Annotated in this window: 12 protein-coding genes; 4 read left to right on the top strand and 8 right to left on the bottom strand. The window is 53.1% G+C overall.

All coding sequences use genetic code 11. From position 1 onward, the window contains the following. Window positions 1-8 precede the first annotated feature (8 nt). Window positions 9-2081, top strand: coding sequence for a glycine--tRNA ligase subunit beta (gene glyS, locus IFO68_RS20635; RefSeq protein WP_192017660.1), 2073 nt, complete (start codon window positions 9-11; stop codon window positions 2079-2081). A 191-nt stretch (window positions 2082-2272) separates the two neighbouring features. On the opposite strand, the gene IFO68_RS20630 is transcribed toward glyS, so the two are convergent. Then, a complete protein-coding gene (locus IFO68_RS20630; RefSeq protein ID WP_192017659.1) occupies window positions 2273-3553 on the bottom strand; it encodes a DUF1835 domain-containing protein in 1281 nt (426 codons plus the stop codon). A gap of 467 nt (window positions 3554-4020) precedes the next feature. On the opposite strand from IFO68_RS20630, the gene IFO68_RS20625 reads away from it, so the two are divergent. Continuing rightward, window positions 4021-5271, top strand: a complete 1251-nt coding sequence (locus IFO68_RS20625; RefSeq protein WP_192017658.1) for a valine--pyruvate transaminase — start codon at window positions 4021-4023, stop codon at window positions 5269-5271. A gap of 121 nt (window positions 5272-5392) precedes the next feature. Here IFO68_RS20625 and IFO68_RS20620 read toward each other — a convergent pair whose 3' ends face one another. From IFO68_RS20620 to IFO68_RS20610, 3 genes are all read right to left on the bottom strand, one after another. Then, entirely contained in the window at window positions 5393-5977 is a 585-nt protein-coding gene (locus tag IFO68_RS20620) for a GNAT family N-acetyltransferase (protein WP_336510292.1), read from the bottom strand. 203 nt (window positions 5978-6180) lie between these two features. Further along, window positions 6181-6654, bottom strand: a complete 474-nt coding sequence (gene ibpA / locus IFO68_RS20615) for a small heat shock chaperone IbpA (protein WP_192017657.1) — start codon at window positions 6652-6654, stop codon at window positions 6181-6183. A 222-nt stretch (window positions 6655-6876) separates the two neighbouring features. Then, entirely contained in the window at window positions 6877-7902 is a 1026-nt protein-coding gene (locus IFO68_RS20610) for an AraC family transcriptional regulator (protein ID WP_192017656.1), read from the bottom strand. A gap of 234 nt (window positions 7903-8136) precedes the next feature. Between IFO68_RS20610 and IFO68_RS20605 the strand changes: the two genes are divergently transcribed. Then, entirely contained in the window at window positions 8137-9795 is a 1659-nt protein-coding gene (locus IFO68_RS20605) for an acyl-CoA dehydrogenase family protein (protein WP_192017655.1), read from the top strand. 76 nt (window positions 9796-9871) lie between these two features. Next, complete coding sequence (locus IFO68_RS20600) at window positions 9872-11440, top strand: AMP-binding protein (protein WP_192017654.1); 1569 nt, start codon at window positions 9872-9874, stop codon at window positions 11438-11440. Between the two features lie 94 nt (window positions 11441-11534). Here IFO68_RS20600 and gyrB read toward each other — a convergent pair whose 3' ends face one another. Genes gyrB through dnaA form a run of 4 tightly spaced genes read right to left on the bottom strand, consistent with a single transcriptional unit; the run spans window position 11535 to window position 17545 of the window. Then, the gene (gene gyrB, locus IFO68_RS20595; RefSeq protein WP_192017653.1) at window positions 11535-13946 is read right to left on the bottom strand and encodes a DNA topoisomerase (ATP-hydrolyzing) subunit B; all 2412 of its coding nucleotides are present in this window, start codon (window positions 13944-13946) and stop codon (window positions 11535-11537) included. Window positions 13947-13965: 19 nt separating this feature from the next. Further along, on the bottom strand, window positions 13966-15057 hold the full coding sequence (gene recF / locus IFO68_RS20590; protein WP_192017652.1) for a DNA replication/repair protein RecF: 1092 nt from the start codon (window positions 15055-15057) through the stop codon (window positions 13966-13968). 3 nt (window positions 15058-15060) lie between these two features. Continuing rightward, the gene (gene dnaN / locus IFO68_RS20585) at window positions 15061-16161 is read right to left on the bottom strand and encodes a DNA polymerase III subunit beta (RefSeq protein ID WP_192017651.1); all 1101 of its coding nucleotides are present in this window, start codon (window positions 16159-16161) and stop codon (window positions 15061-15063) included. A gap of 1 nt (window position 16162) precedes the next feature. Beyond that, entirely contained in the window at window positions 16163-17545 is a 1383-nt protein-coding gene (gene dnaA, locus IFO68_RS20580) for a chromosomal replication initiator protein DnaA (protein WP_192017650.1), read from the bottom strand. Between the last annotated feature and the right edge of the window lie 375 nt (window positions 17546-17920).

Genomic DNA, 17920 nt, shown 5'->3' with positions numbered 1-17920 from the left:
GATCACGCATGGCTGACAAGAATTTTCTGATTGAACTGGGTACGGAAGAGCTGCCACCAAAAGCCTTGCGCACCCTGGCAGAAGCCTTTGCCGAAAACTTTACGGCGGAACTGAACGCGGCTGAATTAGCCTTTGACCATATCAAATGGTACGCCGCACCACGCCGGCTGGCTCTGAAAGTCACCGCACTGGCAGAAGGCCAGGCTGATAAGGTGGTCGAGAAGCGCGGTCCGGCGATCAGCGTTGCTTTCGATGCTGACGGTAACCCGACCAAAGCCGCTCAGGGCTGGGCGCGCGGTAACGGCATTACTGTCGAGCAGGCTGAACGCCTGCAGACAGACAAAGGAGAATGGTTACTGTACAAAGAAGCCGTCAAAGGCAAAGCCGCAACCGAACTGCTGTGCGAACTGGCAGCGGCGGCACTGGCAAAACTGCCTATCCCGAAACCTATGCGCTGGGGCGATAAAGAGACACAATTTATCCGCCCGGTAAAAACTCTGGTCATGCTACTTAATGACGAGCTGATCCCCGGCACGATTCTGGGTGTGGAATCGGCGCGTACCATTCGTGGCCACCGTTTTATGGGTGAAGCAGAGTTCAGCATTGAACATGCAGATCAGTACCCTGCTATCCTGGAAGAGCGCGGTAAAGTGATCGCTGACTACGACACCCGTAAAGCGCATATCATTGCCGGTGCCAAAGAAGCCGCCATTGCCGTTGGCGGCACCGCCGATCTGGAAGACGAGCTGGTAGAAGAAGTCACCTCTCTGGTCGAGTGGCCGGTTGTTCTGACCGCCTCTTTTGAAGAAGAATTCCTGAACGTTCCGGCAGAAGCCCTGGTGTACACCATGAAAGGTGACCAGAAGTACTTCCCTGTCTATGACGCGGCGGGCAAGCTGCTGCCGAAATTTATCTTCGTCACTAACATAGTGTCGAAAGAGCCGCGCCACATTATCGAGGGGAACGAGAAAGTCGTCCGCCCTCGTCTGGCAGATGCTGAATTCTTCTTTAACACCGACCGTAAGCGCCCGCTGGTTGATCGCCTGCACGAGCTGGACAGCGTGCTGTTCCAGAAACAGCTGGGCAGCCTGCGTGACAAAACAGATCGTATTACCGCGATGTCCGGTTACATCGCTCAGCAAATTGGTGCTGATATAGAACACGCAGAGCGTGCTGGCCTGCTGTCAAAATGCGATCTGATGACATCCATGGTCTTCGAGTTTACCGATACTCAGGGCGTAATGGGCATGCACTATGCGCGGCTTGACGGTGAGCACGAAGATGTTGCAGTGGCGCTCAACGAGCAATACATGCCACGTTTTGCCGGCGACAGCCTGCCGGGTTCCGATGTCGCAGCGGCGGTTGCACTGGCTGACAAAATGGACACCCTGGTAGGTATCTTCGGTATCGGCCAGCACCCTAAAGGTGCCAACGACCCATTCGCGCTGCGCCGAGCCGCTCTGGGTGCCCTGCGCATCATGGTAGAAAAAGGCTATCAGCTGGATCTGGTCGATATGATTGCCAAAGCCAAAGCGCTGTTTGGCCATAAGCTGACGAACCATAACGTAGAAGCCGATGTGATTGATTTCATGCTGGGCCGCTTCCGTGCCTGGTATCAGGATGAAGGCCACACGGTTGATGTGATTCAGGCCGTTTTGGCTCGTCGCCCGACCTCACCGGCTGACTTTGATAAGCGCGTTAAAGCGGTCAGCCATTTCCGCTCTCTGGACGCGGCGGAATCACTGGCTGCGGCCAATAAGCGTGTCGGCAATATCCTGGCGAAATTTGATGGTGAGTTACCTGCGGCAATCGACAGCCAGTTACTGGTTGAAGAAGCCGAAAAAGCTCTGGCGAAAAACGTGGAAGCAGTTACCGCTAAACTGACCCCTGTTTTTGCTGCCGGTGATTATCAGCAAGCCCTTTCAGAGCTGGCTACCCTGCGCGATTCAGTCGATGCCTTCTTCGACAACGTGATGGTAATGGCTGATGACCAAGCCCTGAAAGTGAACCGGCTGACAATGCTCAACCAGCTACGTAATCAGTTCCTAAAAGTGGCAGATATTTCACTGCTCCAGAACTGATAGCCATTAATGAGCGTCACAGGCTCTCTAGTCTGATCACAAAGCCCGCACCAGCGGGCTTTCTTTTACCTGCTTGTCCCGTCTTGTCAGGTCCTACTAGCTGCCAGCCAGAATCAGACACCTGACAGCCGGCTCGCTGCCACAGAGTGTTTCACGTGAAACGCCCAAGCCATACTGTCTGCTTTACCCGGCTAACCTTGAACCAGATGCAATGAAGACAGCGATGCATGATCCCAGGTCCAATGTTGTTCGGGGCTGACTCTAATTCCCCCAACCCAGTAAGCACTACACACGATCTTGCGCTGCTGTGACAGGCATAAGCTTCCCTGCTCAGTCAGACTGACAATCTGCTCCTGCCACGAAGCAGAACCGGGTGATGATTCAAGACAGATTAAAGGCTGACTGCCTTGCAGCAACGGCTTGAGCAATACCCAGAACATCAGATCGCCCAAAAAGGGTAACGGCTCAAGCGCTTGATAGCCACAAAACAGATCGGCAACCGTCATCTTGCCCGATGCCGACAACACAGACAGTGCCAACGACTGAGTCAGGCTTAAGCCGGATTGCTGATGCGGCAGCTCCTGCAAATGACGGTGTATCACCTGCGCCATGTTTTCGAACTGGCTCAGCCAGGAGGCACCGAGCAAGGCAAGCAGCGCCGCAGGATCAGGGGAACAGAACCCCTGCCACAGTACTCTTGCTCTCTCCAAGGTAATGGCATCCACTAGCCGTCTGTGCTGCCAGAGCGATCTCAACCCTTCGGCGGGTAACTGGCCCAGCCCGATAAAACGGGTATTACCCGGAAAATGATTCACTTCTATGATCTCAAGCTGACGGCCAGCCACACCCGGCAGTGTCGCCACATGCGTCAGCAGGCGTATCAGCATAAGTTGATCGTAATTATCGTGCTCGACCCAGAATACCAGCCGGTGATAATCAGGTTGTGCGAGCTGCGCTAGCTTGTCCGCCGTCTCAGTCAGGATGTCATCCGTCGTGCGCGGATCGCCGATTTCACTCAGTAAAGACTGCCGGATGTATTCAGCGCGTTCCCGTTCGAAATCGGGCGCTGAGCAAAGCGGCCCCATGCAGTAGGGATCGATAAATGGCAGGAAGTCACCATGAAAGCCCGCCAGCTCTAAGCGCTGTGCAATATCATGGCCGCAGCGAATGTGTAATGTGGTGAGATCCCTATCCAGCGCTTCACTACCCTGCGCCATTTGCTGTTTGTGATGCTCAAGCATTTCAGCATGGTGTTTCAAGCGGCTCCAGCTGGGTAGCCCACACTCCCTGGCCATCACGAATTGGATATCTGCCAGTTTAATATTGTCCGGATTGAGCTGTGCCTGTTTCGGATGTAACTGCTTAACAGATTGCAAGGCATCGTGATCGCCGCGGCGTATGGCTTTCAGGCGATGCTTAGCCTGGGATTTGAGGTAGTTCAGGTTAAACGAAAATGCATTGTCTGAATTCATGATTTCCCCATTCTCTTTAGCTCCTGTGCTCGCCTGACAGAAGAGAAGGCAGAAATACGTTGTCGGCTGTGTTACAAAAGCCAGTGACCCTGGATACTATCCTTTCCGCGAGCAGGAGGCGCAGGCAGCGCCACTCAAGGTTACAACACCCGGCCCATTATGCAAGCACCAACCGCGGGATCAACACACCTAAATATTCAGCATCGCACTCATCACTACACGACTCATCACCCTCCCATCTCGCACCTTTGAGGGCCGTGTCGCCACCACAGCGGTTCACCGGATAGCTTCATCTAAACTTAAAGTGACACGCCTGATTTACGACTGTGTTTCACGTGGAACATATGATGAACACTATGTGGGACTGCAGCGACTAAAGCCACTTTCACTGTATGTATCATTGTTGTATGTTGTCTGGCTCACCCACAAAAAAATCACAACAAGACACACACTGAGGTCGAAGCAAGATGGAGTTTTCTACATTCGGTAACAAATTTGCCCGCTACTCAGGCATTACCCAATTAATGGATGATTTGAATGATGGCCTGCGTAATCCGGAAGCCATCATGCTAGGTGGCGGTAACCCGGCACAGATACCGGCTATGGTGGAGTACTTTACCCAGCTCAATAACAGTTTGAACCAAAGCGGCGAGCTGACAGCAGCCATGACAAACTATGATGGGCCACAAGGGAAAAACACCTTTATTAATGCGCTGGCCGCCCTGCTGAGTGAACGTTACGGCTGGGATATCAGCAGCAAAAACATCAGCCTGACCAACGGTAGCCAAAGCGCCTTCTTCAGTTTGTTCAACCTGCTGGCTGGTGAATTTCCCGATGGCCGTCGCAAGAAAATCCTGCTACCGCTTGCGCCAGAATATATCGGCTACGGGGATGCCGGCGTCAGCCCGGATATGTTTATCTCTTATAGGCCGGAGATTAGCTTACTGGATAACGGCCTGTTCAAGTACAACGTCGATTTCAACGCCCTGACCCTAGATGACAGTGTGGGCGCTATCTGCGCGTCGCGGCCAACCAACCCGACCGGCAATGTCCTGACCGACGAAGAAATTCGTCATTTGGATCAGCTCGCTCAGCAGCACAACATCCCGTTAATCATAGATAATGCTTATGGCATGCCGTTCCCTGACATCATTTTTGAAGACGTCACTCCCTTTTGGAACCGCAACACTATCCTGTGCATGAGCCTCTCTAAACTGGGGTTACCCGGGGTGCGTTGCGGCATCGTTATTGCCAGTGAAGAGATCACCACAGCGCTGGCCAACATGAACGGTGTGCTCAGCCTGGCGCCGGGCAGTGTCGGCCCTGCAATTGCCAACAAGATGATTGAGCAAGGCGACTTATTGCGTTTGAGCGAAACTGTCATCAAACCTTACTATCACAAAAAATCGCAGCAGGCGGTGCAATGGCTGCAACAAGCCATTCCAGACCCGCGTTTTCGGATCCACAAACCGGAAGGTGCCATGTTCCTTTGGTTGTGGTTTAAAGAGCTGCCAATCACCACCATGGAACTGTACCGGCGCCTGAAAGCACGAGGGGTACTGATAGTGCCCGGTGAATATTTTTTCATTGGCTTGGAACAAGACTGGCAACACGGCCATGAATGTTTGCGCATGAACTATGTGCAGGAAGATGAAAAGATGCAGCGCGGCATTGCTATCATTGCCGAAGAAATCGCAAAAGCCTATCAGCAAGGCTAACAGTGTCACTGAACCCAGCGTTGAAAGACAATTCACAGGGCATTCACTGCCCTGTTTGTTCATCTGAACCCAGACAGAGTCGTCTGCAAGCAGCACAATTTATGTCACAGATACAGGCGGCTCAGAGGGTTGTCTTTGTATACGGATGGTAAACCATGGTGACAAACTGAGAATCTTCAGTGATCTTGTCAAACCCGAACCGCCGATATAAACCGCTCACTGGATTGCCTTGTAAATACGTTAAACAACAAGGTCGATGTGCTTTGTCAGACCAGGCAATCACTGCCCGTAGTACCGCACTGCCAATCCCCCGTCCCTGCCATTGCGGTAAAAGAAAGAAACGGCTGAAATAACTTTGCGGGAGATCGCGACTGTCTTGTTCGGTATTCGAATGACATTCGGGCGTAATCATTTCCAGCAACACACTGCCAATCGGGGTTCCGTCCATCAGAATCACCAAGGGTTTACAATCCTGCCACTCAGACAGATGCAGTTGGTACTGTAAGGTTTCATCCCATCCAAAGATCTGAGTGACAGCCTCTCGTTCTGCGGCTTTCTTTAATTTGAAAACAAAACGTTCATGGTGGTCTGCAGCCGTAACGAGGGACAATCCGTCAGGTGTATTCGCTGGCAACAACGGCTGTAGGCAGGCTGCACTGACACGCTGACGTTTCGGGTTTAATTGTGGTTTGGTTTCCTTACCCACACTTTTCTTCCTTCAAAATAGATCACAGCTTGAAGAGGATAATCCTAACCAAAGCGTCAATGAAGTATTGTTTCACGTGAAACCTTCATCATGAGATAGCACCTGTGTTTCACGTGAAACATAGCCTGCTTCTCATCAGGTTGGTTCACATAAAAAAAAGGCCAGCCCACAGGCTGACCTTCCATACAATACTTTCACAAGCCTTATTCAGCGGAATGACTCACCACCGAGTCTTCTTGCCCCAACAGACGTTGTCCGTTAATCGCAATGCGACGCGGTTTCTCTTCTTCTGGGACTTCCCGTTCCAGTTCGATGTGCAGCAAACCGTTTTCCATCGAGGCACCCACCACTTTTACGTGATCCGCTAACTGGAACTTGCGCTCGAAATCGCGCTCAGCAATGCCCTGATACAGATAATGACGCTGTTCCTGGTTGTTGTCGGCATCAGCACGTTTACCCGTCACAATCAGGCGGTTTTGATGCTGACTGATGTCCATCTGGGCTTCAGAAAAACCGGCCACCGCCATGGTAATACGGTAGTGGTTTTCATCCTGCTGCTCTATGTTGTATGGAGGATATCCGCCATTGCTGTTATTGAGGTTTTGCTCCATCTGGTTGAACAGACGGTCGAAACCAATGGCAGAACGGTACAGAGGAGTAAAATCTAAGGTACGCATAATCACTATCCTTCTATGAAGCAATACTATTACGAAAGTCAGTCATGAAGCGGGTTTTCCTCGTGGACAAACCTGTGAAGGCCCAGTGTCTGGCACCTCCTGCTTCACCAATAGATATAAGGGCATCTAAATTGGCTTCAAGGGAGAATTGAAAAAAAATTGTCGGGGCCGGTTCACAACGACAGCTCGCCCCTAGACAAGGACAAGGAAGATGACAAGGTGTCAGGCCAGCAACTGACGACGGTATTCGCCCGGTGCCTGCCCTGTCCAGCGCTTGAACGCGCGGTGAAAATTGGCATCGCTGGCAAAGCCCACCAGATAGCCGATTTCACTTAAGGAGAAATCCTGCCGACGCATATAGTTAAGCGCCAAGGTTTTGCGGCTGTGTTCCAGTATCTGCGTATAGCTGGTGCCAAGCTCGCTGAGTTTACGCTGCAAATTACGCACACTCATCCCTAACGCAGCAGCCACTTGGGTTTGGCTCGGTGCGCCCAGTGAGAGCCGTTCAAGAATTTTGCACTTCACCTGGTGCACCAGATCATGGCGATCGATACGAGCCAGAAATTCGTTGAGGATCTTTTCATGGCCTGTCCTTATCGCCGGGTTGCCACTGAGCAATGGCTGCCTGGCGGCACCACTGTCAAACGCCAGCAAATTACGCGCCTGACCAAAGCTGACCGGGCACTGGAAGAATGCGGTCAGGTAGTGCCCTTGATCTGCCGGCGGAGAAAACTGGAACGTGACATAAGCCGGTTTCAAATCGGCATCAACCACATCACGCGAAAAACTGACCACCATCGCCATAAAAGCTTCCAGCTCCTGGCGCCGCATCAGCACAGACTGTTCTTCATTCCTGGCCACCAAAGCGACATCCAGTACCAGAGTATCCGGGTTCTCGATTAATTGAAGATTACTGATGTCACAGACCACACTGTTGTAGGCGACAAGCTGCAACAGCGCCTCCTCCAGCGTATCCGCCGACATCATAGCGTAGCCCAGAATATGAAACACACCGGGATGAAAATACCGTGCAATCTGAACAGTAAAATCCTGCTCGGGTAAAAAACGATTACAATAATCTATCAGTGCCGACAATTTACGGATTGAGACCCGCACTTCCTGGTTCTGCAGTTCACGGATGTCGAGACCGCACTCGTGCAGGGCCTGCTCCATATCCAGTCCGTAATGTTGCATCGCTTTCGCGATGGGGATCATCCAACTGCTCAGGGTCGAGTAATAGCCTTCCATCAATACTGCCCCGCTCTAATGCGGTTTGCCTCCCAGAAATGTCATCACAGCTGCCGATTGCGCAGATCAACAATAAATTGGCGTGAACAGACATAGCCAAACATGGCTGCTCGTATAAAGTCCATGTTAAGGCGATGTTAATAGCATTGACGGGGAATGTCGAATGCCATGCTCGCCAAACCCATAGCAGATCAACAGGACACTCTGACCCCTTCTAACCAAGGAGAGCCGAATATGGAACCTTTCAACCCGACCACCAGCCAGGATACTCACACAGTAGTGAACCAGCCAAAACCCTTAGAACACTACAATACATATGACTCTGACAGCATATTGAAATATTGGGTAGCCCGGTTTTCCGGGGACTGGGCAAACAGCCGATTGTCGAGTTTTGGTCATCATATTGGCCATGAATTGCAGGAAGCCGGTTTTCTGGCCAATAAACATTTACCGGAATTTCAGCCCCATAACCGCTTCGGGTACCGGGTTGATCAGGTCGATTACCATCCGGCTTACCACCAGCTCATGGCGCACGCGATCGAAAACGGCCATACCAGCCTGCCGTGGACACAGCCCAAAGCCGGTGCCCACGTTGCCCGGGCGGCACTGGCCTTTATGCACAACCAGGCCGATCCCGGCTCCGGCTGCCCGCTGACCATGACCTTTGCCTGTGTGCCAGCCCTGCAGCACCAGCCTGACGTTGCAGCACTCTGGCTGCCGAAAATCACAGCCACTGTGTATGACGGCACTAACAAGCCCTATTTCGACAAAGCCGGGGTCACCATAGGCATGGCGATGACAGAAAAACAGGGCGGCTCGGATGTCCGGGCGAACAGCACACGGGCAACCCCGGTCGCTGACGCCGGGCCGGGTAAACTCTACAGCCTGGTCGGTCACAAATGGTTCTGCTCCGCACCTATGTGCGATGCATTTCTTGTCCTGGCCAAAACCGGCGAGACACTGTCCTGCTTTCTGGTGCCACGCTGGCGCGAAGACGGCAGTAAGAACCCGATGCAAATTCAACGCTTGAAAAACAAGCTGGGCAATAAATCCAATGCCAGCTCTGAAATCGAGTTTCGCGGCGCGCACGGTTGGCTGCTTGGCGAGGAAGGCCGCGGTATCCGTACCATCATAGACATGGTCGCCCTCACCCGCTTCGACTGCATGATAGGGTCCAGCGCACTGATGGCTCAGGCCGCCAAAGAAGCGATCTGGCATACCTCAGGCCGCAGCGTCTTCGGCCGCAATCTTCATGACCAGCCATTGATGATCAATGTGCTGGCTGATCTGGCACTGGAAGCAGAAGCGGCACTGGCGATCACCATGCGCATTGCTCATGCGCTGGATAACAGCAAGGACAACACACAAGCAGCCCTGATCCGCAGTGCAACGGCCATCGGTAAATACTGGATCTGCAAGCGGGCGATTCAGCATACCGCCGAGGCCATGGAGTGTATTGGCGGTGTAGGCTACGTCGAAGAGAACATTGCCAGCCGGCTGTATCGCGAAGCGCCGGTCAATTCGATCTGGGAAGGCTCAGGCAATGTGCAGTGCCTCGACCTGCTGCGCGTGCTGCAGCGTGAACCCGATACCTTCAGCGCCCTGTTTGCCGAATTTGACCAGGCACAAGGTAAGCACCCGCTGTTCGACCGCAAGCTGGCACAACTGAAAGCCGAATTTGCCAGCACGGAAAACATTGAGCTCCGTGCCCGGCAAATGATGGAGCAGCTGGCCCTGATCTGGCAGGCCGCGACTCTGTTCAGCTATGGCGAACCTCACATTGCCGAGGCCTTCACCCAGGCGCGCTTATCCGATCATTATTTCCAGTTCGGCACTCTGCCGGCAGACATCGATGCCAAATCCATCGTGGAACGGGCACTGGCCAAAATCTGAACCACCCACCCTATAACAATAAGCCTCCGTCAAGACGCGGAGGCACCCCCTGAACGGAACAAGAAGAGAGCACATCATGGATGCATACCAATACCTGAACAGCTTTACCAACCTGGCGGATTTTCTGGAAGACGGTTTTGCCCGCTATACAGATAACCCGGCCTTTAACTGTCTGGGGCAGACCCTGACCTACAGCGATATTGAGCAGCGCTCGCGGCATCTGGCGCAGTGGCTGCAGCACCAGAGCGGGCTGCAGGCCGGTGATCGCATTGCCATTCAGCTGCCTAACATTATTCAGTATCCGATTGCCGCCTATGCCGCGATCCGCGCCGGACTGGTAGTGGTTAATACCAACCCGCTCTACACGCCCAGGGAAATGCAGCACCAGTTCAGTGATGCCGGTGTGAAAGCACTGATTATTCTCGAAGATTTGTTACCCAAGTATGAAGCCATCCGCAAGCAGGTTCCGGTGGAAAACGTCCTGGTGACCGCAGCAACAGATCTGCTGACAAACAGTGCCGAGGCAGGTCATCAGTACATTGCCTTTAACACAGCAATCGCCAGCGGCAAAGAACAAGCTGCCCTGCGCCCGAATACGGCCGGCACGGATGACATTGCCGTGCTGCAATACACAGGGGGCACAACCGGGGTGGCTAAAGGGGCTTGCCTGAGCCATGGCAACATTCTGGCCAATGCCGCGCAGATGAGTCACCGCATTCTGCAAAAAGGGACCCCGGGCGAGGAAAGTTTTATCTGTCCGCTGCCGCTCTACCACATCTATGCCTTTACGGTGAACATGATGGGACTATTCTATCTGGGCGCGCAAAACGTGCTGATCCCGAACCCAAGGGACATAGAAGGCTTCATCAACACCCTGCAAAGCCAGCGCTTTACCGGTTTTGCCGGTATCAACACCCTGTTTGTCGGCTTATGCCAGCACCCGGAATTCAGAAAACTGGATTTCAGCTCCCTGAAAATTACCTTTTCCGGCGGCGCAGCCCTGACAGGCAAAGCGTTCGAGCTGTGGCAATCCATCACTGGCTGCACCATCACCGAGGGCTGGGGGCTGACAGAAACCTCGCCGGTATCGACACTCAACAACTTCGACTGCGAACAAATCAACAGTGTCGGAGTGCCGCTGATTAACACTGTGGTTGAAGTCTGGGACGAGAATAACCGGCCGCTGCCTCAGGGCGAAGTGGGCGAACTGGTGATCAAAGGCCCGCAGGTTATGCAGGGTTACTGGCAGCGTCCGGATGAAACCGCCAAGGTGCTGGTAGACGGTTTCGTCAAAACCGGCGACCTGGGTTTCATTGCGCCAGATGGTTACATCAAGATAGTCGATAGACTCAAAGACATGATCATAGTGTCCGGCTTTAATGTGTACCCAAACGAGATTGAAGAAGTGCTGTGTCGCCATGAACACATTGTCGAAGCGGCTGTGGTGGGTGAAACGGATGAGAAAACCGGCGAAGCGGTGCACGCGCACATCACCACTTCCGCCCGGTTAGACCAAGCCGACATCATCGCCTTCTGCCGCGAACACCTGACGGGCTACAAGGTGCCCAAACATATTTCAGTTCATCAGGAATTACCCAAATCCACTGTCGGTAAAATTCTGCGCCGTGAACTGCGCACGGCCTGATTAAGGGGATAACCAGCATAAAAAAACGCCGCTCAGTGATGAGCGGCGTTCTTATTCAGTACACGGTTATTATCAGCAACTGACGGCGGACTGGTTACACGTCCAGGTTCGCATTCAGGGCATTCTCTTCAATGAACTGGCGACGCGGTTCGACGTGATCGCCCATCAGAGTAGTGAACAGCTCATCAGCTGCGACTGCATCATTGATAGTGACCTGCATCATGCGACGCGAATTCGGATCCATGGTGGTTTCCCACAGCTGATCCGGGTTCATCTCACCCAGTCCTTTGTAACGCTGACGGCTCAGACCACGGGTCGAGTCTTTAATCAGCCACTCCAGCGCTGTCTTAAAGCTGTCAACCGGCTGCTTACGCTCTCCGCGCTGGACATAGGCTGTCTCTTCCAGCAGATCGCACAGTGCTTCAGACAAGTCAGCCAGCTTAGCGTACTCTTTCGAGTGCAGCAGATCGTAGCTCAGCGGATACTGGTAGTCGACACCGTGGGTACGCACAACAATCTTAGGCAGCCAGGCGTTATGTTCCGGGTCCTGGAACACTTCATAACCGTAGTGGCTTTCACCGGTTTGCTTGCTGTTCAGGGCGTCAACCACCCCTTTGACCCAGGCTTCCACCTGCGACTGATCCGCCAGTTTGTCTTCACCCAGACGCGGCTGGTAAGTCAGCTCATTGAGCAGCAATGTCGGGTAACGACGGCTCATCCGCTCGATCAGTTTCACCGCGCCATTGTATTGCTTCACCAAGGTTTCCAGTGCCAGACCCGAAATGGCCGGTGCACTGTCGCTGGTGAACAAAGAAGCATTTTCCAGCGCCAGGGCTACCTGGAACTGGTTCATGTCTTCATCATCTTTAATGTACTGCTCTTGTTTGCCTTTCTTCACTTTGTACAGTGGCGGCTGGGCAATGTAGATGTGACCACGTTCAATCAGCTCAGGCATCTGACGGTAGAAGAAAGTCAGCAGCAGCGTACGGATGTGCGAACCATCGACGTCGGCATCTGTCATGATGATAATGCTGTGGTAACGCAGTTTGTCCGGGTTGTACTCGTCGCGGCCGATACCGCAGCCCATGGCCGTGATCAGCGTGGCAACTTCCTGTGACGACAGCATTTTGTCGAAACGGGCTTTTTCTACGTTCAGGATCTTACCTTTCAGCGGCAGAATCGCCTGATTTTTACGGTTTCGGCCTTGCTTGGCGGAACCACCGGCCGAGTCACCCTCCACTATGTAGAGTTCAGACAGTGCCGGGTCTTTTTCCTGGCAGTCGGCCAATTTGCCCGGCAGGCCGGCTAAATCGAGTGCGCCTTTACGGCGGGTCATTTCACGGGCACGACGCGCCGCTTCACGGGCACGGGAGGCGTCAATAATCTTGCCGCAGACAATCTTGGCGTCAGCCGGGTTTTCCAGCAGGTACTCGCTCAGCTTCTCACCCATGGCCGATTCAACAGCAGGTTTCACTTCGCTTGAAACCAGCTTATCTTTGGTCTGGCTGGAGAATTTAGGATCCGGCACTTTCACCGACACCACAGCGGTCAGACCTTCACGGGCATCGTCCCCAGAAGTCGCCACTTTGGCTTTCTTGGTGTAGCCCTCGGCATCCATGAAATTGTTCAGGGTACGGGTCAACGCACCACGGAAACCGGCAAGGTGGCTACCACCATCGCGTTGCGGGATGTTGTTGGTGAAGCAGTAAATATTTTCCTGGAAGCTGTCGTTCCACTGCATCGCCACTTCAACAGAAATGCCGTCTTCACGTTCAAACGCAAAGTGGAAGGCTTTCGGGTGGATAGGCGTTTTATTACGGTTAAGGTGCTCAACGAACGCACGGATACCACCTTCATACATAAAGTGGTCTTGCTTGCCGTCACGCTCATCGCTCAACTTGATAGAGACACCTGAGTTCAGGAAAGACAATTCGCGCAGACGCTTTGCCAGAATCTCATAATGGAAAGTGGTATCGGTGAAGATTGTATCACTTGGCCAGAAGCGGATTCGGGTACCGGTACGATCCGAGTCGCCCACCACACCCAGCGGTGCCTGAGGTTCACCCAGGTGATAAATCTGTTGGTGAATATGACCGTGGCGATGAATCGTCAGTTCCAGTTTGTCAGACAGGGCGTTCACGACCGACACACCTACCCCATGCAGACCGCCGGACACTTTATAGGAGTTATCGTCGAACTTACCGCCGGCGTGCAGGACTGTCATGATAACTTCAGCGGCGGACACCCCTTCTTCCGGGTGCATGTCTGTCGGGATACCACGACCATCATCGCTGACAGAGACCGAGCCATCCTCATGAATCGTGACTACGATATCTTCACAGTGACCAGCAAGAGCTTCGTCGATAGAGTTATCGACGACCTCAAAAACCATGTGGTGCAAACCTGTACCGTCATCCGTATCGCCGATGTACATACCCGGACGCTTACGTACCGCATCAAGACCCTTTAATACCTTGATACTTGATGAATCGTAATTGTTGGACATTGAGTTACTCTCGCTTTAATTATCTTGCGGTTATTTTACCCTGTTCGACATGAAACATCTTGCCCTTTTCGGTCTTCATATCGCCCAGTTGCTCCTCGCTGATGGCACTGATGACCACCTGAGCCTGAGTATCGTGTAATCCCTTTGCCAGCAGGGCGCGTTTGCTGCTGTCGAGCTCTGAGGCAAAGTCGTCAATCAGGTAAAGACACTGCTTGCCTGTTGCCTGACGAAGCTGCTGACCCTGTGCCAATCGCAGCGCACACATCAGTAATTTAAGCTGGCCGCGGGACAGGACATCGTCCACAGGCATAGCCGACACCTTGAGCCGCAGATCCGCTTTATTGGGGCCGCTGACGGTATAACCGAGCTGCATATCGCGCTCAAAGTTGGCGGCCAGCAGCTCGCTGTAAGGGGTCGTTTTTTCCCAGCCACGGTAGTAGCCGAGCTGAATATCGTATTCCGGCAGAAAATCACCACAAAAGGCGGTTGCCTGCTCTCGCAGGGCATCAATGTAATCACGGCGCCAGCCGTCAATCACTTCCGCCAGTTGGGCCAGTTCCTGATCCCAGTAGCTGAGTTCACGGTAGCTGCGCGCGGTTTTCAGCAGCGCATTACGCTGCCTGGTCAGCCGTTTTACCCGGCTCCAGGCCTGATAAAAACGTGGTTCCACGTGAAACACCCCCCAATCGATAAACGCACGACGGAATTTGGGGCCGCCCACCATCAGCTCAAAGCCTTCCGGGGTGATCAGCTGCAGCGGCAGAATCTGCGCCAGCTGTGCTACTTTCTGGCCAGTCTGGCCGGCTATTTTAACCTGAGTCGTACCATCCCGCTGCTTTCTGATCCCCAGCGGTCGCTCCAGATCACCTTTCAGTGCGCTGTCCGCATGCACCCGGCCATGCAGTACCAGTTCATCCTGACCATGGCGGATAATCCGGCTGGTCAGGTGGCTGCGAAAGGAGCGGCCATGGCCGAGAAAATAGATGGCTTCCAGCAAACTGGTTTTACCGCTGCCATTGGCACCGACCAGAAAATTGAAACCCTCCGAGAAGGTGAGATCACAGGCCTCAAGATTACGAAAATCTTTAACAATGAATCGCGTTAACGCCATAGGTTACAGCCGGATCGGCATAACCACGTACAGCGCATCACTGTCAGCGACATCTTCAATCAGGGTACTGGCTGTCGCGTCCGTCATCGAAATCCGCACCTGATCGCATTTCAGGGTATTGAGCACATCCAGGATGTAGCTGACATTAAAGCCAATCTCCAGCTCGTCGCCCTGGAAGTCGACATCCAGCACTTCTTCCGCTTCTTCCTGTTCAGGGTTGTTGGCAGTGATCCGCATTTCATTGTTGATCAGATTCACGCGCACGCCGCGGAATTTCTCATTCGATAAAATGGCGGCACGGGAAAAGGCCTGGCGCAGTTCCTCACAGCTGGCCTGCAGAAACTTGCTGCTGTTTTGCGGCAACACGCGGCGATAGTCCGGAAAACGGCCGTCAACCAGCTTGGAAGTGAAGGTGAAATTGTTGACCACAGCCCGCAGGTTAGACTGGCCAATCTGCAGCACGACCTCGGCATCCGGGCTGTCTAACAGACGCATTAACTCCATCACCCCTTTACGCGGCAGGATAATTTGCTTGCCCGGCATATCAGTCTCGGTATCGACAGTACAGACCGCCATACGGTGCCCGTCGGTCGCCACCGAGCGCAGCTGCTTGCCATCGGTTTCCATCAGCATACCGTTCAGGTAGTAACGCACATCCTGATTGGCCATGGAAAACTGGGTACTTTCGATCAACTGGCGTAACTGCCCCTGCGCCAGATGCAGTTCCACATCGCTTTGCCAGTCTTCAATATTGGGAAAGTCACTGGCCGGCAAAGTCGTCAGTGAGTAACGACTACGGCCAGAGCGCAGCAGCAGCCTGTCACCCTGCAATTCAATCTTAAGTTGCGCACTGTCTGGCAGTCCGCGGCAGATATCGAGAAATTTGCGGGCAGGTACAGTGGTCGCCCCCGGTTCCCAGTCACCGTCCAGTGCCAGACCGGCCACCAGCTCCACTTCCAGATCGGTAGCCGTCAGAGACAGCTTGCCCGCATCTACCTGCAGTAACAGGTTGCCGAGGATAGGCAGCGCCGGACGGCCACCCAGTGCACCGTTTACCTGCTGCAGAGGTTTAATGAGATGTTCTCGTTCAACGGAAAATTTCATATTACGACGACAATGTCCTGATCAGGTTAGAGTAATCTTCTTTAATATCATGGCTTTCTTCACGCAGCTGTTCGATTTTACGACACGCGTGAAGCACAGTGGTATGGTCGCGGCCGCCAAACGCATCACCGATTTCCGGCAGGCTGTGGTTGGTCAGCTCTTTGGCCAGCGCCATCGCCATCTGACGAGGGCGGGCCACCGAACGGGAACGGCGCTTGGAGAGCATATCAGCCATCTTGATTTTATAGTACTCGGCCACTGTCTTTTGAATGTTATCAATAGTGACCAGCTTTTCCTGCAGCGCCAGCAAGTCACGCAGCGCTTCGCGGACAAAATCAATCGTAATCGCCCGGCCGGTAAAGTTGGCGTTGGCAATCACCCGGTTCAGTGCCCCTTCCAGCTCACGCACGTTCGAGCGCAGGCGCTTGGCAATAAAGAAAGCCACTTCATCGGCCAGGCGAATATTGTGGTCTTCAGCCTTTTTCATCAGGATAGCCACCCGGGTTTCCAGTTCAGGCGGCTCAATGGCCACTGTCAGCCCCCAGCCAAAGCGGGATTTCAGGCGATCTTCCACCCCGCTGATTTCACGCGGGTAGCGGTCTGAGGTCAGGATGATCTGTTGGTTCCCTTCCAGCAGGGCATTGAAGGTGTGGAAAAATTCTTCCTGCGAGCGCTCTTTATTGGCAAAGAACTGGATATCATCGATCAGCAGGGCATCGACGCTGCGGTAGTAACGTTTAAATTCTTCAATCGCATTGTTCTGCAGGGCTTTTACCATGTCCTGAACAAAACGTTCAGAATGCATGTAGACCACTTTGGCGTTCGGTTTGCGATCTGCAATGGCGTTACCCACAGCATGCAGCAAGTGGGTTTTACCCAGGCCGGTACCACCATAAAGAAACAGCGGGTTGTACGCCGCTCCCGGGTTATCCGCCACCTGGCGACAGGCGGCCAGCCCGAGCTGGTTCGATTTACCTTCCACAAAATTGTTGAAGTTATGTTTCGGGTTAACATTGGAGCGGTAACCCTTTTGCGATTCCGGCTGCACCGGCGACGGTGCGGGTTCCCAGGTCGGTGACGGCGGATCGATCTTATTCCCGCTCACCACAGCAGCGGGCTGGGGCGGCGGCACAGTCACAGGTTTGCTGCCCACTTCAAAACGCAGCATTGGGGTATCGGCACCGCAGAATTCATTTAACAGGCGGTTGATACTATTGAGGTACTTATCCCGTACCCAGTCCAACACAAATCGGTTCGGGGCGAACAAGGTCAAGGTGTTGTCGTTTAACTCGGCCTGTAGCGGACGAACCCACATGCTGAATTCCGTGGCAGGGAGTTCTTCCTGAAGGCGTTGAAGGCACTGCAGCCAAAGCGAAGATGACAAGTTCGACTCCACATTGAATAACGAAAATACGAAAAGGGACGCAATTTTATACCTGCTGGCTTAGGATCTCCAGCAAAGAGATCCCAGATCCAGTGAATAAGATCTAAGTTATTCACACAGATCCCACAACCAAAGGCCAGATCAGCACAGTTTAGCCTAGCCTTACCCACAGTTATTTGCACAATCAACAGGATCTTGAGGATAAAAACAGCAGCTTGCCGGTCAAAACACTATTATTTCAGGTCTTATATAAGCGGTAGCCGCTTTTACCGGCACAAAGTTTTCCGCTTTGCCGGGTAATAGCCCTATAGTTATTACAAATAACTTTTGGTTATTTAAGCATTGTTCTTACTGACAAGTAGGATGATAGGAATC

It is taken from the genome of Photobacterium arenosum (assembly GCF_014841115.1).
GTDB lineage: Bacteria > Pseudomonadota > Gammaproteobacteria > Enterobacterales > Vibrionaceae > Photobacterium > Photobacterium arenosum.
The sequence above is the reverse complement of the archived record's forward strand: the minus strand, read 5'-3'. Positions and strand labels throughout refer to the sequence as shown.

Excerpts from the sequence above, each read along its gene's own strand:
- IFO68_RS20630 (WP_192017659.1), bottom strand. The coding sequence starts at position 3,553 with ATGAATTCAGACAATGCATTTTCGTTTAACCTGAACTACCTCAAATCC.
- IFO68_RS20605 (WP_192017655.1), top strand. The coding sequence starts at position 8,137 with ATGGAACCTTTCAACCCGACCACCAGCCAGGATACTCACACAGTAGTG.
- gyrB (WP_192017653.1), bottom strand. The coding sequence starts at position 13,946 with ATGTCCAACAATTACGATTCATCAAGTATCAAGGTATTAAAGGGTCTT.
- IFO68_RS20600 (WP_192017654.1), top strand. The coding sequence starts at position 9,872 with ATGGATGCATACCAATACCTGAACAGCTTTACCAACCTGGCGGATTTT.
- IFO68_RS20625 (WP_192017658.1), top strand. The coding sequence starts at position 4,021 with ATGGAGTTTTCTACATTCGGTAACAAATTTGCCCGCTACTCAGGCATT.
- recF (WP_192017652.1), bottom strand. The coding sequence starts at position 15,057 with ATGGCGTTAACGCGATTCATTGTTAAAGATTTTCGTAATCTTGAGGCC.
- ibpA (WP_192017657.1), bottom strand. The coding sequence starts at position 6,654 with ATGCGTACCTTAGATTTTACTCCTCTGTACCGTTCTGCCATTGGTTTC.
- IFO68_RS20610 (WP_192017656.1), bottom strand. The coding sequence starts at position 7,902 with ATGGAAGGCTATTACTCGACCCTGAGCAGTTGGATGATCCCCATCGCG.
- glyS (WP_192017660.1), top strand. The coding sequence starts at position 9 with ATGGCTGACAAGAATTTTCTGATTGAACTGGGTACGGAAGAGCTGCCA.
- dnaN (WP_192017651.1), bottom strand. The coding sequence starts at position 16,161 with ATGAAATTTTCCGTTGAACGAGAACATCTCATTAAACCTCTGCAGCAG.